Source organism: Parabacteroides sp. ASF519, from assembly GCF_000364265.2.
GTDB classification, from domain to species: Bacteria; Bacteroidota; Bacteroidia; order Bacteroidales; family Tannerellaceae; genus Parabacteroides; species Parabacteroides goldsteinii.
In genome coordinates this window covers 1901799-1920057 of the sequence record NZ_AQFV02000006.1, presented here as the reverse complement: position 1 = coordinate 1920057, position 18259 = coordinate 1901799, and the positions used below count along the sequence as shown (strand labels likewise).

Here is an 18259-nt window from a genome sequence, read left to right as displayed (position 1 = left end):
ATGAAGACTATATATAATGTAAAAGCGCTGTGTGTCGTAGCCTTGCTTGGGACTACCGCCACAATAAGTGCACAAGAAGATACTTCGAAGAAACAGAATCTGGAACGGGAGATGACGCTCGAACGCGAGTACGACCCGACCGTACAGGATGCAAGCAAAGTAAACACCCTTCCGGTCATCAAGGAACCGGAAGTAAAGAAAATGCCGATCGACTATGCCAATTTCACGATTGCAGCCGACCCGGCAAAAGAGATCAGCCTGCTTCCTTCAGGTAATATCATGACAGATATTCAGTACAACAAGCGCCGCGGTTATTTCAACTTCGGCGGCGGTACCTATCTGAATCTGAACGGCGACCTGGGATATCATATCCTCAGCACGGACAAGGATCAATTGAATATCTGGTTCTCGCACCGTTCAACGAATGGAAAAGTAAAATACCTGCAAGTGGATGAAAAGGTTAAGGCGAAGCTGAACGATAATATGGGTGGATTAAACTTCAAACATAACTTCGATAAGCTGGCATTGAAGATGGGAGTTAAATATGGTTATTCCGGATTTAATTATTACGGATTGCCAATAGAAAGCCTTACTCCTATCACCTCCTCAAACCCTACTCTCCCCGCAGCTGACATGGAAACCAACCAAGTTGCCCAAACCATTAAGGCGAACGTAGGCGTAGAGTCCAAAGCTGATGCTCCTGTCGGGTACCTGCTCGATCTCTGCTACACCAATTTTTCTTACAAATACGGATATTCAAAAGAGCACGATGCACCGTCGGAAGGGACATTCAATCTTGACTTCGGGTTAAGTTCTGGTTTCGGAGGCAATCAGCGTGTTGGCTTGAACGGTAATTTCCAATATTTCAATTACAGCTTACCCTCAGAATTAAAATCACCTGAAACAAAAGATCCGTCAACCTACTTCGACAACTTTGCTGCTGCCACCCTGAATCCTTACTACAAGATAGAAGGAGACAACTGGCATGTAAAATTAGGGGTAAATGCAATGTTCTTCAGCGGCGAGCAGAAGAAGTTTATGGCTTCCCCCAACATCTCTGCCGACGTCGAAGTTGCCGACAAAACCGTACTATACCTGAATGCCAATGGTAAATTGCAATCCAACAGTATGTATGATGTGAACCGGATCAACCGTTATGCCAATCCGTTGGAGAGACTGACACCTTCCCGCAACTGGCTGGATGGTATCCTGGGTATCAAGAGCGGCGTTGCTCCCGGTTTCTGGTTCGACGTTTTCGGAGGATATAAAATCGTCAGCAATAACTATTTCTTTGTACCGACACTTGCTTACGGTGACAAAGATTACTTCGGTTCCGCTTGCGGTATGATGAATGAAATAGACACCAAACAGTTACTGGTCGGTGCCAACCTGAAATATAGTTACCAGCAATTATTTGAAATCTCCCTGAAAGGTGTTTATAATAATTGGACAGCCGAATACAGTGATAAATATTCAGAGACTGATTTAGCCGGTAAAGATGCTACAGCCTGGGGTATGCCCGAAATGGAGATCACAGCCGGCGTGACAGTCCGCCCGATCAATAACCTGTCTGCTTCCCTGGACTATTACCTGGCCACCGGACGTGAAGCCAGATTAGGAGAAAAGAACGTAAAGATGGACAACATCAACGAACTGAACCTCACCGGAGCATACAACATCAACGATACCTTCGGCCTGTATCTGAAACTGAACAACGTACTGTTCCAGAAATACGAACTTTACTACGGTTATCCGTTGCAGAAGTTCAGTGCGATGATCGGAGTGAACATCAATTTCTAATCAGATAAAGAAACATAGATCAGAAGGAGAATCCAATATCGGGTTCTCCTTTTTTATTCCTACTTTTGCACCCAAATAAGACAGAACATGCAAGGAACAAAAAACCTGACACAAGGCCCTATCAAACGGCAGCTATTCAATCTGGCATTGCCGATCATGGGTACTTCTTTTATTCAAATGGCTTACAGCATCACCGATATGGCCTGGGTAGGGCGTCTGGGCAGTGAAGCCGTTGCCGCTATCGGAGCTGTCGGCATCCTGACCTGGATGACCAATTCGATCTCTCTGTTGAATAAAGTCGGTTCGGAAGTAAGTGTGGGGCAAAGTATAGGTGCACGAAATGAAGAGGATGCACGGAACTATTCATCCCACAACCTTACCATTGCCCTGATCATCTCCGTTTGCTGGGGATTGCTTCTTTTTGTCTTTGCCCATCCGATCATCGGTGTCTATAAACTGGAAGCTCCTATTGCAGATAGTGCTGTCGAATATTTACGGATCGTATCGACCGCCTTTCCTTTTATATTCCTCTCGGCAGCCTTCACCGGCATCCATAATGCGGCAGGGCTAAGTAAAATACCCTTTTACATCAGCGGAACGGGACTTATCATTAATATGATACTCGACCCGGTATTCATTTTTGTATTCGATATGGGAACAGCCGGAGCCGCCTGGGCAACCTGGTTATCGCAAGCAACGGTATGTGCCATTTTTGTATATCAGTTAAAATGGAGAAGCAGGTTACTGGGAGGATTCTCCTTCTTCGTCAGACTAAAGAAAAACTATTCACAAAGAATTCTGCAACTGGGCCTGCCGGTAGCCATGCTGAACACGCTGTTTGCCATCATCAACATTTTCATGGCACGCACAGCCTCCACTTACGGTGGACATATCGGCCTGATGACACTCACCGCCGGAGGACAGATTGAAGCGATAGCCTGGAACACTTCCCAGGGATTCAGCACGGCACTGAGTGCTTTCGTCGCCCAGAACTATGCAGCTTCCGAAAAGAACAGGGTGCTGGAAGCCTATCACACGACATTGAAGATGACCACCGTATTCGGTATCCTTTGTACCTTATTATTCGTCTTTTACGGCAGCGAAGTCTTCTCACTGATCGTCCCCCAGAAGGAAGCCTTTGAGGCCGGAGGTATTTTCCTGCGGATAGACGGATACTCGATGTTGTTCATGATGCTGGAGATCACTATGCAGGGCTTGTTCTACGGAACAGGACGGACGGTTCCTCCTGCAATCATCAGCATTACTTTCAACTCGCTGCGTATACCGATGGCTATTGTATTATCCGCCATGGGATTGGGAATCGTCGGTGTATGGTGGGCAATCAGTATCTCCAGCATGCTGAAAGGAATCGTTTCCTTTATCTGGTTCAGGGCCTTACAAAAGAAGATATTGAAGTGAGAAGTTTATTTTGATAAATGAAGTAATATTGATTTATATCATTACATTTGCGATTAGTAATAATCATAAAATAAACCTGCTATGAATGAAATACGAATTATTCAAAGTAAGATCTATGAAATAAGAGGTCAAAGAGTCATGCTGGATTTTGATTTAGCTGAACTTTATCAAGTAGAAACACGAAGACTTAATGAAGCTGTGAAAAGGAATATAAAGCGATTCCCTAAAGATTTTATGTTCCAACTCAATGTCGATGAGTGGATAATCTTGAAATCGCAATTTGCGACATCAAGATGGGGAGGTACCCGCAAACTGCCGTATGCTTTTACTGAACAAGGATTGGCAATGCTCTCTGGTGTGTTAAATTCAGATATAGCCATACAGGTCAATATTAACATTATGCGTGCTTTTGTGGCTGTCCGGCAAATGATAGCCAATCCTACAGTCGATAAAACAACAAAACTTCAACAGGAAGTCAATGAACTCAAAGAATACATCGAAGAGGTATTTACCGACTACAATGATATCAATGAAGATACCCGGATACAATTGGATCTGATCAATAAAACACTGGCGGAATTGCAGGTACAAAAGAAGCTATCTGATAAACCGCGCAATCCGGTAGGATTCGTAAAGCCGAAGTGATTGTGGTGCAGTCATTTCGAACATTTTCTCTCTAACACTATAGACCTGGCTATAACAGCACTATAGTATCACTATGACTAACACGGTGTGCTATCTACAACACTACTGTCCTACATTTAAACTTGTAGTATGCCGGATCAGGACACCCCCGAAAAAAACATAGGACCTTTGACTTCAAAACATATATGTTTTGTAATCAAAAGTCCCTTATTTACAAATCAAAACACCTATACCTTGGAAACGGTAGTTACCCTTTTTCCAACGGATGACTACCGGCTGAACCTGAAAGATAATTATTCAGCATCTTCGTTATCAAGTACACGGATCTGCTCAAAGTAATAGCCTTCAGCAATATCAGCGCCTTTTTCAACGTTACCTGTCTTTATATCATAAATATAGATACAAGGGTTGGTGTTTTCCGGATTAACACCGATATAAGCCTTACCGTCAGCAATTGCCGTACGTTGAGAGAAACGGCCACCACTGTATGGAAGATCCTTTCCGTTGTATTGTACACGGCTGCTGGTTTTCGTATTAAGGTCGATGACTGTATAATAATGGCTATAGCTGTCAATATCCATGCCAAGATCATCCTGACGGGCATAAGCAAGCACTTTACCGTCTCCCAGGTATTCAAGAGAAATCAGTTTTCCGGCATTGGTGAAAGCATTGTATGTAGGATCAAAGTCTTTCTCACCGGCCTTAATACGAATCAGATGGCTCTTTTCCACCCCATCTTCATTTTCAGAGAAGCAAGCCAGATAAAGATTTCCGGATTCATCAACCAATGTACATTTCTGCAATAATTCACCATAGGCACTACCTACCATCTGGTGAGCTATCGTGTTCCGGATATTGCTTTCTACTGCCATTGTTTCTGCATTAATCACAGTAGTAAAGAAGAAAGGTGTTGTATCGCCACGTTTACTTTTCTTACCCAAATAGAAATATATCAGCTTATTATCGCTTTTACGATAAGACAAAATACCGGAAGTCGAGAACAACTTATCACCTTCTGGAAGAGGTATATCAAGAATACCTTCTTCAATTAAAGACATATTAGTAGTATTCAGTTTCGTCCAGATAATCTTGTCTCCATCCCCGTTAGAAGCCATAATCACCAGCGTATTGTCGTCAATCCAGGCATGTGTATATTTACGGGTATCATAAGTATTCGTACCTTCGCTAAAAGGATAAGACTGAATATTCTTGATGGTATTATCAGACAATATGTACTTTGATATACGATCACCTGATACAGGTACCTGATAATAATATTTCCCTTTGACAATGGTTTCCAGAGACATTACCGAGTGAACCTCAGTGCCATCTCCTTTAAAGTCAATGGGAGTTGAGCCAACAGTAAGAGAATCTATACTTTTAACCAGCGTTTGAACATCACGTCCCATGCCACCATGTTTATCCAGAGCAATCCAGATGTCAAAGTGATAGTTCTTTGGCTCAGGAGTAGGTTCCGGGGTCGGCTTAGGATCGTCATCGTTAGAACAAGCATTGAAAGACAATGTAACCATTGCCATAATGAATGCATAAAATAGTAACTGAAACTTTTTCATTTGTATGAATATTTAATTATTAATTAATGAATAATCTGAATTTGGCAAAAAACGCACGTCCAGGTTTCTGGAGTTTGTAATTGTCATAAGCGGTAGAGTCAAATAGATTGCTACATTCCAACGATATATTGTAACGCTGTTTATTCCACGAATAGGTCACATTTACATTCGATATATTCTGGGTCGGGATACGCGATTTACTCTCGATAGCACCATAAGCCTCCCAGGAAAGATAAAACCAGTGTATCCATTGCCAGGAATACCCGATACGGAGATCGTCGTCCTTCTGGGCCAGATCATGAAATGTATAACTGACATCCGCATTACTATAAAACCAGGGGCGATTGGGTACGCGGTTTTTATAAGTAGCCGAAGGTTTACCGTCTGTCTTGTACTTTTTCTGGTCGCGGGCTTCATTGTAACTGGCATTGACCACTATCCGGAGGCTGTTTTTCCAGTTATATCGGACTTCGCCTTCAGCTCCCTTGATATGTACCGCCGGTATATTTTCATATTGCATCATCCCCTCTTTTTCAGAAACCGTTGCCTGGATGAAATCGTCTACAAAGCGTAAAAATCCATTCGCCTCATAGTAAAATGAATGACCGGAAGCAGGATGCCAATTACCAAAAAGGCCGAAGTTAATATTGTCACTGCTTTCCGGATTAAGGGCGAGATTCGGATAGATAGTCGTTCCGTTTCCAAGCAACTCCCGAGACAGAGGCAGCCGCACACTATGTTCAAAAGAGGCTTTAGCAGACAACGCTTCCCAACATATAAAACGCCAGCCGAATCCGCCTCCCCAGTAATTTTTAGTCGCATTCCTGTCAACCTCATCCGAACCTGTTATCCATGAAAGATCATTCTGCTCGACAGATGTTGCGTTGATATAATCCTTGACAAATAACGTACTCTCCCATCTTCCGTCGAAAAACGACTGGTTGTAGGTCAACCCGAGGATATGTTTGGTTAAAACATCATTGGTCGGTTCAAATGTTTCATCAATATCGTCGCGGCGATTGTTTCCGGTACGGTTGAGTAAATAGTTCAGGCTGAAGGAATGATGGCGGTTGATAGTATAATCAACACCTCCGCGGAAAATTGTCAGAGGCCGGTCATAATGACGCATGGATCGTCCGCGACCGTTGATCTCATTACGGGACGACGGGGTAAAACCGCCGTCCCAGTTATAAATACGATAGGCAGTATCAACAGTCAGCGAGCGATCCCAGGTATGGGATAACGATGCACTGGTATTGATCTTATCAAAACGCTTCTGATAACGGGCTGAAATATTCCAAGCACTGCCGCGACGCTCTGCATCTCCGATGACCTTAGTCTGGATAGAACCGGTCTGCAACTCCTTATCTACTTTGGAATAAGAGCCGGAAACAAAGAAAGCATCTGCCCAGGACTTATCGACAAAGCCGGCTTCAAGTTGCCCCAGCAAGGAAAAATAATCATCATGGAACCGTTTGCGGTTGACTTCAATATAGTTACGGCTATCTGCATCCCAGACCTCGACACCTTTCATCATATAATCATTTTTCGAGTAATTGACACCGACAGTCGGTTTCATGATCAATCCAGTCTTCGGCTCTACGAACTGACCATTCAGATCAGCCCGATGCGTGTGAAACGAGCCGATGCCGTAAGAGGCATCGAGATAATTTTTCTTGTCTTGATTGGTGATGATGTTGATAGCTCCTCCCAAAGCATCGGCCCCCAGGCTGGCAGGAACTACTCCTTTATATATCTCGACCCGGTCAATAATATTTACAGGCAAATTGGCCAGTGAAATACCGCTACCTTTTGCATCCAGCGGCATACCGTCAATAAAATATCTCACCGAATTACCCGACAGCCCGTTAATGGAGAGGTCAAAATCGGAACCTACCCCTCCTTCTTCCCTGATCTTGATGCCAACTGTCCGGTTAACCATTTCGTTCAGGTTCTTCAAGGAACTGATCTGTGGTTTTATATCCAACGCATTGACGGTCAGGGCACCTTCCTTGACCTTCTGTGTTTTCGATTTGCCATACACCTCAACAGTGTTCAGGGTTACGGAATTTTCTTCCATAACGAAATCGAGCGTCTTGTTCCTGCGGATATCGAGAATTGTTTTTATTGTATTATAACCCAACAAGGTAATTATAAGAGTATGCTTTCCGGGTTTCAGACTTAGTGAATAGCGCCCCCGGTCGTCGGTATATGTCCCTGCCGTCGTATTTTCGATAGCAACAGTAACCATAGGAAGCGGAGCACCATCTTCTCCCCTCACCTCTCCGGACAGCGTAACCCTGTCTTGCGCCGCCAGACTTACAGGAAACAAACAAATAAACAACAAAAATACATGTATGAAACCTCTCATCCCATCAAAAACATTATATATTAACGACAGGCTTTCGACAAAACAGAATGGAACACATGAACAGCCGGAACTCCCTACCAAATACAGTCAAGTCCTTACTTACATGTTTTTCAGCCTTATTCCTCGAAAGCTTAAAACTACTGATTCTGGCAGGTCTTCTGACTTACTCCGTCATTGAACGTCCTTCCCATTCATTGCGAACAGTGGATTGAGTTGTGTTCAACGACTTTGGCGGAGCTTACAGCAGCGGGTCTGTTCAGGATTTTCACCTGATTCCCTTTTCATCACTTTTCCGTAGAACTGGATTTGTGACACCAAAACCGGAGGCAAAGGTAAAGATTATTTTTAAACAGTACCCTATTTTTTATAAATGATCATAGATTTGTATTAATGGAACGAACTATTCTTTACTTTTGTCAGCAGAATATAATTACATAGCAAACATTTAATAATATGAGCAATTCATTCAAGCCGGCAACTTTGTGTGTGCAGGGTGGCTGGCAGCCTAAAAAAGGAGAACCTCGCGTTCTGCCTATCTATCAGAGTACTACCTTCAAGTATGAGACCAGCGAACAAATGGCGAAACTGTTCGATCTGGAAGAGAGTGGTTATTTCTATACTCGTCTGCAAAACCCGACCAACGATGCCGTAGCATCCAAGATCGCCGCTTTGGAAGGTGGTGTGGCAGCAATGCTGACTTCATCGGGACAGGCTGCCAACTTCTTTGCCTGTTTCAATATCTGCGAAGCCGGCGACCATATCGTAAGTGCAACCGGTATTTATGGCGGAACATACAATCTGCTGTCTGTTACCCTGAAAAAGCTGGGCATCGAATGTACATTCATCGACCAGGATGCCAGTGAAGAGGAGATCAGCAAGGCGTTCCGTCCGAATACAAAATTATTGTTCGGCGAAACGATCTCCAATCCGGGAGTGATGGTACTGGATATTGAAAAGTTTGCCCGTATCGCTCACAAACATGGCGTACCATTGATCGTCGACAATACATTTGCCACACCGATCAACTGTCGCCCGTTCGAATGGGGTGCCGATATCGTTACGCATTCTACGACCAAATATATGGACGGACATGCGACTGCCGTAGGAGGTTGTATCGTCGACAGCGGTAACTTCGACTGGGAAGCGCATGCAGACAAATACCCGGGCCTCTGCCAGCCGGATGACTCCTATCATGGCCTGACTTACACAAAGACATTCGGGAAACTGGCATATATCACCAAGGCTACCAGCCAGTTGATGCGTGACCTGGGTTCTATCCAGTCTCCGCAAAATGCTTTCCTGCTGAACCTCGGACTGGAAACATTGCATCTGCGTATGCCGCAGCATTGTAAAAATGCACTGGCCGTAGCTAAATGGCTTCAGAATTGCGACAAGGTAGCCTGGGTAAACTATCCGGATCTGGAAGGAAATAAATATTACGAACTGACAAAGAAATATCTTCCGAACGGTTCATGCGGTGTCCTGTCATTCGGACTGAAAGGCGGACGCGAGGTAGCTATCAAGTTTATGGACAGCTTGAAGCTGGCTGCTATCGTTACTCATGTGGCCGATGCCCGTACTTGTGTGCTTCATCCGGCAAGCCATACGCATCGCCAGTTGACCGACGAACAATTGAAGGAAGCCGGTATCGCTCCGGACCTGATCCGTTTCTCTGTCGGCATCGAAAGTGCGGATGATATCATAGCGGATATCGAGCAGGCTTTAAATCAGTAATCAATAGTTATTCAACAGGAAATCGTATTGTATGGAATACGGTTTCCTATTAAACATAATGAACTCCATTTCCAGGAGCTCCTTAAAAACAAAACCCCGATGGTATTAAATACCGCCGGGGTTGTTTTTTTGTCCATTTCCTCCCTTCACAGGGATACTCATGGATGAACTTTATTTTATTTTTATTACTAAAATTACGCTTCCAATCTGTTCGCCTTCACAGGCTACTTGCCCTTCCCCATAGGGGAAAGGCAGAGAAGCTTTATATTGTTTAATTATTCTTTAATTCTTATTTTACGATTGCTTTAACAGCAGCTTCGCCTTCAACAGCTACAACTACGATACCTGCAGGAGCAGAGATAGTTGCTTCGTCAGAAGAAAGAACTGTGCTAGCAATTGTCTGACCAAGAACGTTGCTGATAGTAACAGTCTTATTAGCAGCACCCTTGATTGTGATGTCACCGTTACCAGCGATTACAGTTACAGCAGAAGTTGTGATATCTTCAGTATCTGTAGCCATTTCATCATTTTCGATGTTTTCAACATTGAAAATAAGAGCACCGTCACCACCAGTCTTAGCATTGTTGAATTCAGATTTTTCGTCTGTCAATACAATGCAACCATTCTGCATCTTGATCCATGCTGCTTTTTCAGGAGCAATAATTTTACCGTCATAATTGTTAGACTCAATCAAGAATGAATTTCCAACACCTTCTTCTGTTACAGTAGAAGCACCATCAGGATTTGTATAACGGAATGACCAAGTATAGTTCTTATGGTTATCACCCTTCAGACTATTGATGTATTTCGTATTAATACCTGCTTTAGTATAAGCCTTAACAATTTCTTCTACATTCAGATCTTTCGGATCCATGTTTTCAAAACCATTAACCAATATGATCAAGCTGTCGCCAGTCTTGATAGCTTTTACAAAACCAACACGAGTGTAACCTGCTTTAACATCAGTATAAGGTTTATCCTGACCTACTGTAGCAACAGAATCTGCAAAGCTTACCAAATATTTACCATATTCGAATCCAGCTTTTCCAGGAGTAGCATGAACACAATGTGCAGCATCTGTTGGATTACCATCAGCATCTACGTGATGAGAATTTTCAGTACAAGGAGTACCTTCAACTGCTTCCTGATCCTGACGAGATACAGAAATCAAATACTGAGGTTTGATATAACCAAGACCGCTTGTTATATTAACTGCATCAATACGGAATGACAAACCAGCTTCTGCCTTATCAGCAGTCCAGATACCTAAGTAAGCAACACCTTCATTCTTCAATTCTTTGTTAGTTTCATCCATCAGATATTCGTGACGAATATTTTCGTAGAATCTCAAGCTATCAGGACCATCAACAGCGCTTTCACCTAATGCAACATTGTTGAAACGACGATACAAAGGAGCGTCATCAATTTCTACAGAGAATGCAGAAGTACGAGTTTCTTTCAAATTCTGAACTTTCAGATAAACATTGTTATCATCAACACCAACTTTACGAACATCAGTGTAAGAAGCTGTATCGATCAAAGCATAGTAATGAGTAGCTTTGTCATTATTTTCTTTCAGATAGAATACAGCTGGTTTACCTGTTGCAGATACTGCATATCTCTTTTCAGCATCAGCCATGATATATTTACCTGTAGATTTCAGTTTCAATGTATAAGCTTTTCTTACAAGCTTTTTCATTGAAGCGATAGCACTTGTAGTATAACCATATCCTACACCATCTTCATCCATAGCAGCCAGTTCGAAAGTAGATTTAGCACCTACATATAAAACTGAATCAGCAGCATCACTTGAAGTACCCATGTATTTGTCATCTGCAAATTCATGTAAATATCTCAATTTGTAAGTAGTAACAGTCAAAGAATCTTTATCCAGGAATCTGTAACCTACATAAGGATTAGCTTTTACATTTGCAGGGTCTTTTGTGAAATTAGAAGCTGAAATTTCAGATCCAACTACTGTAGATGGACCATCAGTATATAACTGTAAAGAAGCGTCAACTACTACATTTTCAAATTCACGGTTAGTAATCTTGATAGGAGAAGTTTCAGCCATTTCTGCATTTGTACGAGTTTTTTCTACAACCCACTGGAATGCAGGCATGTGCCAAGGATCCATATTCTTATCAAGAGTTACCCATTGAGCAGTGCTATCACCATACAAAGGAACTGCCAAATATTTATTTGCAGCATTTTTGATAACATACAGATCAGAAGCAATTGAAGTTCTGTTTGATACTTCATTGCAACCTTTAAAGCCTAAAGAGATCATTGTATTCTGAGCCAGTGTATCAACAGTTAAGATACGAGCTTCGTTTTTAATCAAGTCTTGCAATGAAACAAATGCTTCAAGAACGCGCCCATTATCAAATTTAGCTTTCTTAACCTGAATTGTCAAGCTGTCATTTGAAGGACTGTAAGTAAATTTGAATTTATACTGTTCAGCAATAGTAGAAGTAGCCTTAACAGCAGCAGTAGTCCATTTATATGCAAGGAAGCGAGCACCCTTTTCATTTGTGAAAGTGGTATCAACTCTCAAATAGTTATCGCCTCTCTTAACATTCAAATAAGTAGGATCACCAGAATCTTCAGCAACAAATTTCTGTGAGCTGAATGGGTTTTCTAAAGAAGTACCCAATGTATCCGGTTTGAAAGTTAACTTAACACCCTTATCTGCAGTCTGAATACCTAAGATTGTATTCAATTCTTCCGCATTAAGAGTAACAACTTTTGAACTCTTCAAAGTAAACTTTGCAAAGTCAGCAGTAGTTACACTAGCATCTTTAGCGCTAGATTTAGCAACAGCAACTTTCTCTCCATCTAAAACAAATCCAACAACTGAGTCTGCCTTAAAATAAGAGAAAAGAGGCATGTCTGGTACAAGTTCTTCATAAGTTTTAGAAAATGCCCAACCTGAAATTTCACCACCAACTTCGATAGGAGAGCTAGAATGTTCATATTCAGCTAAACCTTCCAAACCAGCCATCGTAATATCCAAACGACGTTCTGTTCCTTTATTTACGAAATCGAATTTAGGAGCCTGACCCTGAACCTGTGTTGCAACTTCAACACACCAAAGAGTATTAGCCAAACCTGTAGAAGTAGTAGGAGCAGCAACAACTGTCAACTTACCATCTGCATCCATAGAAAGTACTTTATCCCCTGCTACAGTCAGTTGATATAAGCCAGCATTTTTGCCCAGCTTCAATGACTGAACTGCATCACCAGGAGCAGCAGAAACAGACATAGCGCTTAGTAACGCAACACCTGCCAAAAAAGTAGAAAACTTTTTGTTCATAATCAAAAATTTAATATTAATACTAAGTAATTTAAAGTTCTATCTAATAATACCGGCCTTATCTACCGGCTTTTCATACGATCGTCAAATACTTCAGCAAAAGTAAACAATAGTTTTTTATCCACAATTATTTTTATTGATTTTTTTATCAGGTCATATCCTTTCTTATCAATTGAATACGATAGTTTGTACAAAATCGGGGATAAAAATGACAAACCTTATTTTCCCTTCCCATTTCCGGATTATAACCAGGAACATGAAAAGGGAACCCTGATAAGGAAAGCTATAAGCAAGCATTATAAAATGTACACGTACATTATATTATATATAAACTAACCGGAATAAATAATGGCGAAGAGCCATTACCGCTTTAACGCAATAAAAACTTATAACAAAATGCGATACCGGTTAAATCGAAAATGTCTTCGCCACCCTATACACCCAATGCATAGACAAGCGATGCCAAACGGATGACGGCATCTCCTCCATCAGCAAATCTTCACGGAATTCACGCAGGATTAACCAATCCGCCTGCTGTACCCAATGGCGGAATACAGGATTTGGCTGGTGGGTTTCCGATAAATGCAGCAAAGCATCCAAATCGAAGTGTTCGGCTACCGTACCCGCTCCCGACAAAGAGGCATCATGAGCATTACAGGCCTGTTCAATATGGGTTGGAACCATCAGGACAGGCTTATCCAGATACATTGCTTCGCAAACAGATTCGAAACCAGCTGTCGTTGCATACGCTTTGGCATTTGCCATATATTTGACAAAACGGATATCGTTCAACTGATGAAAAGAAAGTGTATCGTCAATCTTTGTGGTTTCTTTGGCTCCCCGCTTATCCCAAAAGAAATGCATCGGAACCTCCGGATGAGCAGTATGCCACTCTTTCACCTCTTCACTGAATCCGCTATTCAACAAATAGCCATGCAGATAGTTACCTTTTCGGGGAGTCTTATTTATTATTTCCTTACGCAATAAAGGAGGTACTACCACCATCTTATCTGCCGGAACTTCGCGCATTTTCCGAAATGACAGGGCGAGCTTTTTCGTAGCACCGATAGCCGTTACACGGGTGAAAAATTTCAACAAAGATAAAGAGACTGCATTCAGCTTGGGAAAAGAGAAATCAGGATGCAGAAAAAGATACTGGTGAGCAATGCAAACCATCATCGCTTTCGGACGGCAAAACAAGTAAGTCAGCCCCGTCAACAACTCATAAAAATTGACTACCACATCTGCACCTGTTTCCTTTATCATCCGGTTAATATAGTGTATACTAGCCGTATATTTATGCAGTCTCAATACATTATATCCTATACTTTTCAGCAAATTAACCTGTTTATTCTTTGCCGTAGGCAGAAAGTTCGGACTTTCAAAAGAATAGACCGGTGCATTGATTTTCTCCATAAAGAAATCAGGGATACGACGAGCCGGACTTTTCCCGACAAGCACACCGACAACCTGATGGCCTTCGTCTGCCAGCTTCTGCCGGAGAGACAAGGCTTGTGTCAGATGGCCTCTACCCTCCCCTTGTATGATAAACAGCATTTTCATATCACTTCAGCATATAATACAGGTTTTGAAACAGATTCTTCCTCCATATCATACTCTGCCTTATTGTAAGTCAGAATATTCCATTCTCCTTGTTCATTTTCAACCAAAGCGGTCATACTTTCTACCCAATCGCCGGAATTCAGGTAATGAACATTGCCGTACCGGACATTTGCCGCCTGATGAATATGACCGCAGATAATTCCGTCAAGCCGTTTGACTTGTGCCAGTTTTACCAGTTCCTTTTCAAAATCGGAGATGTAAGAGACGGCACTCTTCACCCGGTGTTTCACATGCTGCGAGAGGGAAAAATATGGTTTACCATGCTTTTCCCGATTCTTGTTATAAATCTTGTTCAGCCACAACAGGAAGGTATAACCGATATCGCCCAGCATCGCCAGCCAACGCATATTCGTTGTTATCGTATCAAAGATATCGCCATGGGTCACCAGGTAACGCTTCCCGTGGCTGTTCAGCAAATAGTCTTTTACGATAGAGATATTGGAGAACCGGAAAGGAACCAGTTTATCGAGGAAATCATCGTGATTACCACGGATATAAATGATTTGCGTCCCTTTCTTCTCCATCATTTTCATCAGAACTTTAAAGAAATCGGTTTGTGCCTGTTTCCATCGCTTGCCGGATTTCTGAAGTTGCCAGCCATCAATGATGTCACCGTTCAAGATCAGACGGTCGCAGTCAATATGTTTAAGGAAATTTTGGTTACTTCTTTCGTCCTGGAGTGTTCAGAACCCAGGTGAATGTCAGAAAGCACAACGGTCGGATAATATTTTCTTAGTTTCATACGTAAGATATTTACACTACACAAAGAAACGCAACCGCTGTTACAGCATTGCAACAACCGTATGAAGATACTTTTTCCACCGTAAATGCTTACATTTGCCCTTTCAAATTAAAACATAATCATTTTATGGATATTAACTCCCTCCCTGAGAGAGCTAAAAAAGTAGAAAAGGAAACAAAGACTTTTTTCAAATCTATCAAGAAGAACCGTCACCGGGAACTGGACGACACGATACATGCCATCCACCAGGAGGTATTCGATTCAATCAATTGCCTGGACTGCGGGAATTGCTGCCGGACATTGGGACCGCGCATCACGGACCGTGATATCGAACGTATTGCACAGGCATTGCGTATCAAACCACATGAAGTTGTTCAACGACATTTGCATATCGATGAAGATAAGGAGTATGTATTCCGTTCAATGCCTTGTCCCTTCCTGGGAAGCGACAATTATTGCAGTATTTATGAGGACCGTCCGAAAGCCTGCCGAGAATATCCGCATACGGACCGGAAAAAGTTCTACCAGATATATGCACTGACAATTAAGAATGCAGAGACCTGCCCGGCAGTATTCCATACGTTAGAGCAGCTAAAACAAGAGTTTTAAGGAAAAAGAAACTTGCGATACCAGCTAAAAGAAACAAAAAAGGCATCCCCCAAAGAGGATGCCTTATAGTTAGATACTAATTTATTAATCAATCTTCTGACTGAGTAGCTTCGTAAGCCTTCAACAGCTTATCCTGTACATCTGACGGTACAAGTTCGTAAGCAGAGAACTTCATTGTGAATGAAGCACGGCCACCGGTAATAGAACTCAAAGAAGTTGAATAGTTGGACATTTCTTTCAAAGGAACTTTAGCCAACAACTTTTCAAAGCCTTTTTCACTGTTCATACCCATAATGATGGCACGGCGTCCTTGCAAGTCGCTCATTACATCACCCAGATAATCACCCGGAACAGAAACTTCTACATCATAAACAGGTTCGAGAATCTTTGGACCAGCTTCTTTAAAGGCAGTACTGAAGGCATTACGACCGGCCAACATGAAAGAAATTTCATTACTGTCTACCGGATGCATCTTGCCATCATAGACAATGATGCGCACATCACGGGCGTACGAACCGGTTAACGGTCCCTGTTCCATACGTGCCATAATACCTTTCAGAATAGCCGGTAAGAAACGGGCATCGATGGCTCCACCAACGATACTGTTAATAAATACCAGCTTACCACCCCAGTCCAAATCAATAGTTTGCGTATCACGTACGCTAATTTTATATTCCTGTCCGCCGAAACGATACATATCCGGAGCCGGCATACCTTCGTAATAAGGTTCCACAATCAGGTGAACTTCACCGAACTGGCCTGCACCACCGGACTGTTTCTTATGACGATAGTCAGCACGGGCAGCCTTTGTAATGGTTTCACGATACGGAATCTTCGGTTCAAGATACTCAATCGGCAGCTTATCATTATTTTCAATTCTCCATTTCAACGTACGCAAGTGGAATTCTCCCTGTCCGGAAACGATAGTCTGTTTCAATTCCTTAGACTGTTCGATAACCCATGTCGGGTCTTCTTCACGCATACGGTTCAGGATTTCCATCATCTTTTCCGCATCCGATTCGTTAACCGGCTTAACGGCACGGCGGTATTTCGGGTCCGGATATTTGATAAAGTCGAATTTATAATCACATCCCTTACCATTCAGGGTATTACCGCGACGTACATCTTTCAGCTTCACTGTTGCACCGATATCACCTGCCACCATTTCAGACACTTCGTTACGAGTCTGTCCGGCTACGGAGAATAACTGTGCGATACGTTCTTTCGAACCACGGTCGGCATTCAGTAAATCGTCTCCTGCTTTTACTTTTCCTGATATCACTTTAAAATAGGAAACCTGGCCGATATGCGGCTCTATAGTAGTCTTAAAGAAGAACAGACTTGTCGGGCCATCGGCTACAGGAGTAACCTCCACGCCGTCAGTTGTTACCGGACGAGGCATCTTGTCGGTGCAAGGAACCACATTTCCAAGGAATTCCAATGTACGGCGAACGCACATATCACGTCCAGCACAAACGCAGAATACCGGGAACATACCGCGGATAACCAAACCGGCACGGATACCGGCACGCATATCGTCTTCGCTCAATGTGCCTTCTTCGAAGAACTTTTCCATCAGCATATCGTCATTTTCGGCAGCTGCCTCAACGAGCGCTTTGTGAAGTTCCATGGCTTTGTCCATTTCTTCTGCCGGGATTTCCAGAACGTCAGGCACACCGCCTTCGGGTTTCCAACGATACATCTTCATTTTCAATACATCGACAACGGCATTGAAAGATGCTCCTGTACTAACCGGATACTGGATAGGAACAATCTTGCTACCGAACTGATCTCTCAGCTGGGCAATTGTTCCGTCATAGTCCGCTTTATCGTTATCCAACTGATTGACAACGAAGATAACGGGTTTATGAAATTGTTCTGTATACCGGAACTGGTTCATTGTTCCCACTTCCACACCATACTGGGCATTCAACACCATCAGTGCCGTATCGGTAACGTTCAGGGCTGAAACAGCTCCACCGATAAAGTCGTCCGAACCCGGACAATCGATAAAGTTCAGCTTCCTGTCTTGCCACTCAACACTGAAAACGGTTGAGAACACTGAGTATCCATACTCTTTCTCAACCGGGAAATAGTCGCTCACTGTATTTCCTCCGTCTACAGAGCCACGACGTTTTATAACTCCACCCTCGTAAAGCATTGCTTCAGCGAGAGTGGTTTTCCCAGAGCCCGAACTTCCCAAGATAGAGATGTTCTTAATTTCGTTTGTTTGGTATACTTTCATGATATCAGGTATTTTGAGTTTAACAATAAATATCATTACGTGAATTACTCACGAGGCCGCAAATTAGAGAATGTACAGGAAAAAAACAATTATCTGCCCCGTGTTTGAGAACTATGTTATGTAACAGGCCTATGAAATCAGAGATAGATTCACTACTTTTGCCATTAAATATATGTATAGT

10 protein-coding genes, 1 pseudogene and 1 riboswitch are annotated in these 18259 nt (G+C 42.6%); of the genes and pseudogenes, 5 read left to right on the top strand and 6 right to left on the bottom strand.

Annotated elements, in window-relative coordinates; genetic code table 11:
• The 3 genes from C825_RS07435 (at position 1) to C825_RS07425 (ending at position 3864) form a co-directional block, all read left to right on the top strand.
• Positions 1-1800 carry a TonB-dependent receptor gene (locus C825_RS07435; RefSeq protein ID WP_010802010.1) on the top strand — a complete coding sequence of 600 codons (1800 nt, stop codon included), beginning with the start codon at positions 1-3 and terminating at the stop codon, positions 1798-1800.
• Between the two features lie 87 nt (positions 1801-1887).
• On the top strand, positions 1888-3219 hold the full coding sequence (locus C825_RS07430; RefSeq protein ID WP_007654825.1) for an MATE family efflux transporter: 1332 nt from the start codon (positions 1888-1890) through the stop codon (positions 3217-3219).
• An 81-nt stretch (positions 3220-3300) separates the two neighbouring features.
• Positions 3301-3864 carry an ORF6N domain-containing protein gene (locus C825_RS07425; RefSeq protein WP_007654827.1) on the top strand — a complete coding sequence of 188 codons (564 nt, stop codon included), beginning with the start codon at positions 3301-3303 and terminating at the stop codon, positions 3862-3864.
• 293 nt (positions 3865-4157) lie between these two features.
• Here C825_RS07425 and C825_RS07420 read toward each other — a convergent pair whose 3' ends face one another.
• Positions 4158-5438 (bottom strand): DUF4374 domain-containing protein, encoded by a 1281-nt coding sequence (locus C825_RS07420; RefSeq protein WP_007654829.1) that lies wholly within the window; start codon positions 5436-5438, stop codon positions 4158-4160.
• Positions 5439-5457: 19 nt separating this feature from the next.
• Positions 5458-7809, bottom strand: coding sequence for a TonB-dependent receptor (locus C825_RS07415; protein WP_010802008.1), 2352 nt, complete (start codon positions 7807-7809; stop codon positions 5458-5460).
• 131 nt (positions 7810-7940) lie between these two features.
• Positions 7941-8143: riboswitch (cobalamin riboswitch) on the bottom strand.
• A 119-nt stretch (positions 8144-8262) separates the two neighbouring features.
• On the opposite strand from C825_RS07415, the gene C825_RS07410 reads away from it, so the two are divergent.
• On the top strand, positions 8263-9543 hold the full coding sequence (locus C825_RS07410) for an O-acetylhomoserine aminocarboxypropyltransferase/cysteine synthase family protein (RefSeq protein WP_007654833.1): 1281 nt from the start codon (positions 8263-8265) through the stop codon (positions 9541-9543).
• Positions 9544-9832: 289 nt separating this feature from the next.
• Here C825_RS07410 and C825_RS07405 read toward each other — a convergent pair whose 3' ends face one another.
• The 3 genes and pseudogenes from C825_RS07405 to C825_RS07395 all read right to left on the bottom strand — a co-directional run bounded on the left by C825_RS07405 (position 9833) and on the right by C825_RS07395 (position 15224).
• Complete coding sequence (locus tag C825_RS07405; RefSeq protein WP_010802007.1) at positions 9833-12859, bottom strand: DUF6383 domain-containing protein; 3027 nt, start codon at positions 12857-12859, stop codon at positions 9833-9835.
• Positions 12860-13267: 408 nt separating this feature from the next.
• Positions 13268-14422: a glycosyltransferase family protein gene (locus tag C825_RS07400; RefSeq protein ID WP_010802006.1), complete on the bottom strand. Its 1155-nt coding sequence runs from the start codon at positions 14420-14422 to the stop codon at positions 13268-13270.
• Positions 14419-15224, bottom strand: a pseudogene (locus C825_RS07395) (UDP-2,3-diacylglucosamine diphosphatase). Before C825_RS07395 ends, C825_RS07400 begins: the two are co-directional and overlap by 4 nt.
• A gap of 126 nt (positions 15225-15350) precedes the next feature.
• Between C825_RS07395 and C825_RS07390 the strand changes: the two are divergent.
• Positions 15351-15833 (top strand): YkgJ family cysteine cluster protein, encoded by a 483-nt coding sequence (locus C825_RS07390; RefSeq protein ID WP_010802004.1) that lies wholly within the window; start codon positions 15351-15353, stop codon positions 15831-15833.
• Positions 15834-15921: 88 nt separating this feature from the next.
• On the opposite strand, the gene fusA2 is transcribed toward C825_RS07390, so the two are convergent.
• Positions 15922-18078 (bottom strand): elongation factor G2, encoded by a 2157-nt coding sequence (gene fusA2 / locus C825_RS07385; protein ID WP_007654843.1) that lies wholly within the window; start codon positions 18076-18078, stop codon positions 15922-15924.
• Positions 18079-18259 lie beyond the last annotated feature (181 nt).

Excerpts from the sequence above, each read along its gene's own strand:
- C825_RS07435 (WP_010802010.1), top strand. The coding sequence starts at position 1 with ATGAAGACTATATATAATGTAAAAGCGCTGTGTGTCGTAGCCTTGCTT.
- C825_RS07430 (WP_007654825.1), top strand. The coding sequence starts at position 1,888 with ATGCAAGGAACAAAAAACCTGACACAAGGCCCTATCAAACGGCAGCTA.
- C825_RS07425 (WP_007654827.1), top strand. The coding sequence starts at position 3,301 with ATGAATGAAATACGAATTATTCAAAGTAAGATCTATGAAATAAGAGGT.
- C825_RS07420 (WP_007654829.1), bottom strand. The coding sequence starts at position 5,438 with ATGAAAAAGTTTCAGTTACTATTTTATGCATTCATTATGGCAATGGTT.
- C825_RS07415 (WP_010802008.1), bottom strand. The coding sequence starts at position 7,809 with ATGAGAGGTTTCATACATGTATTTTTGTTGTTTATTTGTTTGTTTCCT.
- C825_RS07410 (WP_007654833.1), top strand. The coding sequence starts at position 8,263 with ATGAGCAATTCATTCAAGCCGGCAACTTTGTGTGTGCAGGGTGGCTGG.
- C825_RS07405 (WP_010802007.1), bottom strand. The coding sequence starts at position 12,859 with ATGAACAAAAAGTTTTCTACTTTTTTGGCAGGTGTTGCGTTACTAAGC.
- C825_RS07400 (WP_010802006.1), bottom strand. The coding sequence starts at position 14,422 with ATGAAAATGCTGTTTATCATACAAGGGGAGGGTAGAGGCCATCTGACA.
- C825_RS07390 (WP_010802004.1), top strand. The coding sequence starts at position 15,351 with ATGGATATTAACTCCCTCCCTGAGAGAGCTAAAAAAGTAGAAAAGGAA.
- fusA2 (WP_007654843.1), bottom strand. The coding sequence starts at position 18,078 with ATGAAAGTATACCAAACAAACGAAATTAAGAACATCTCTATCTTGGGA.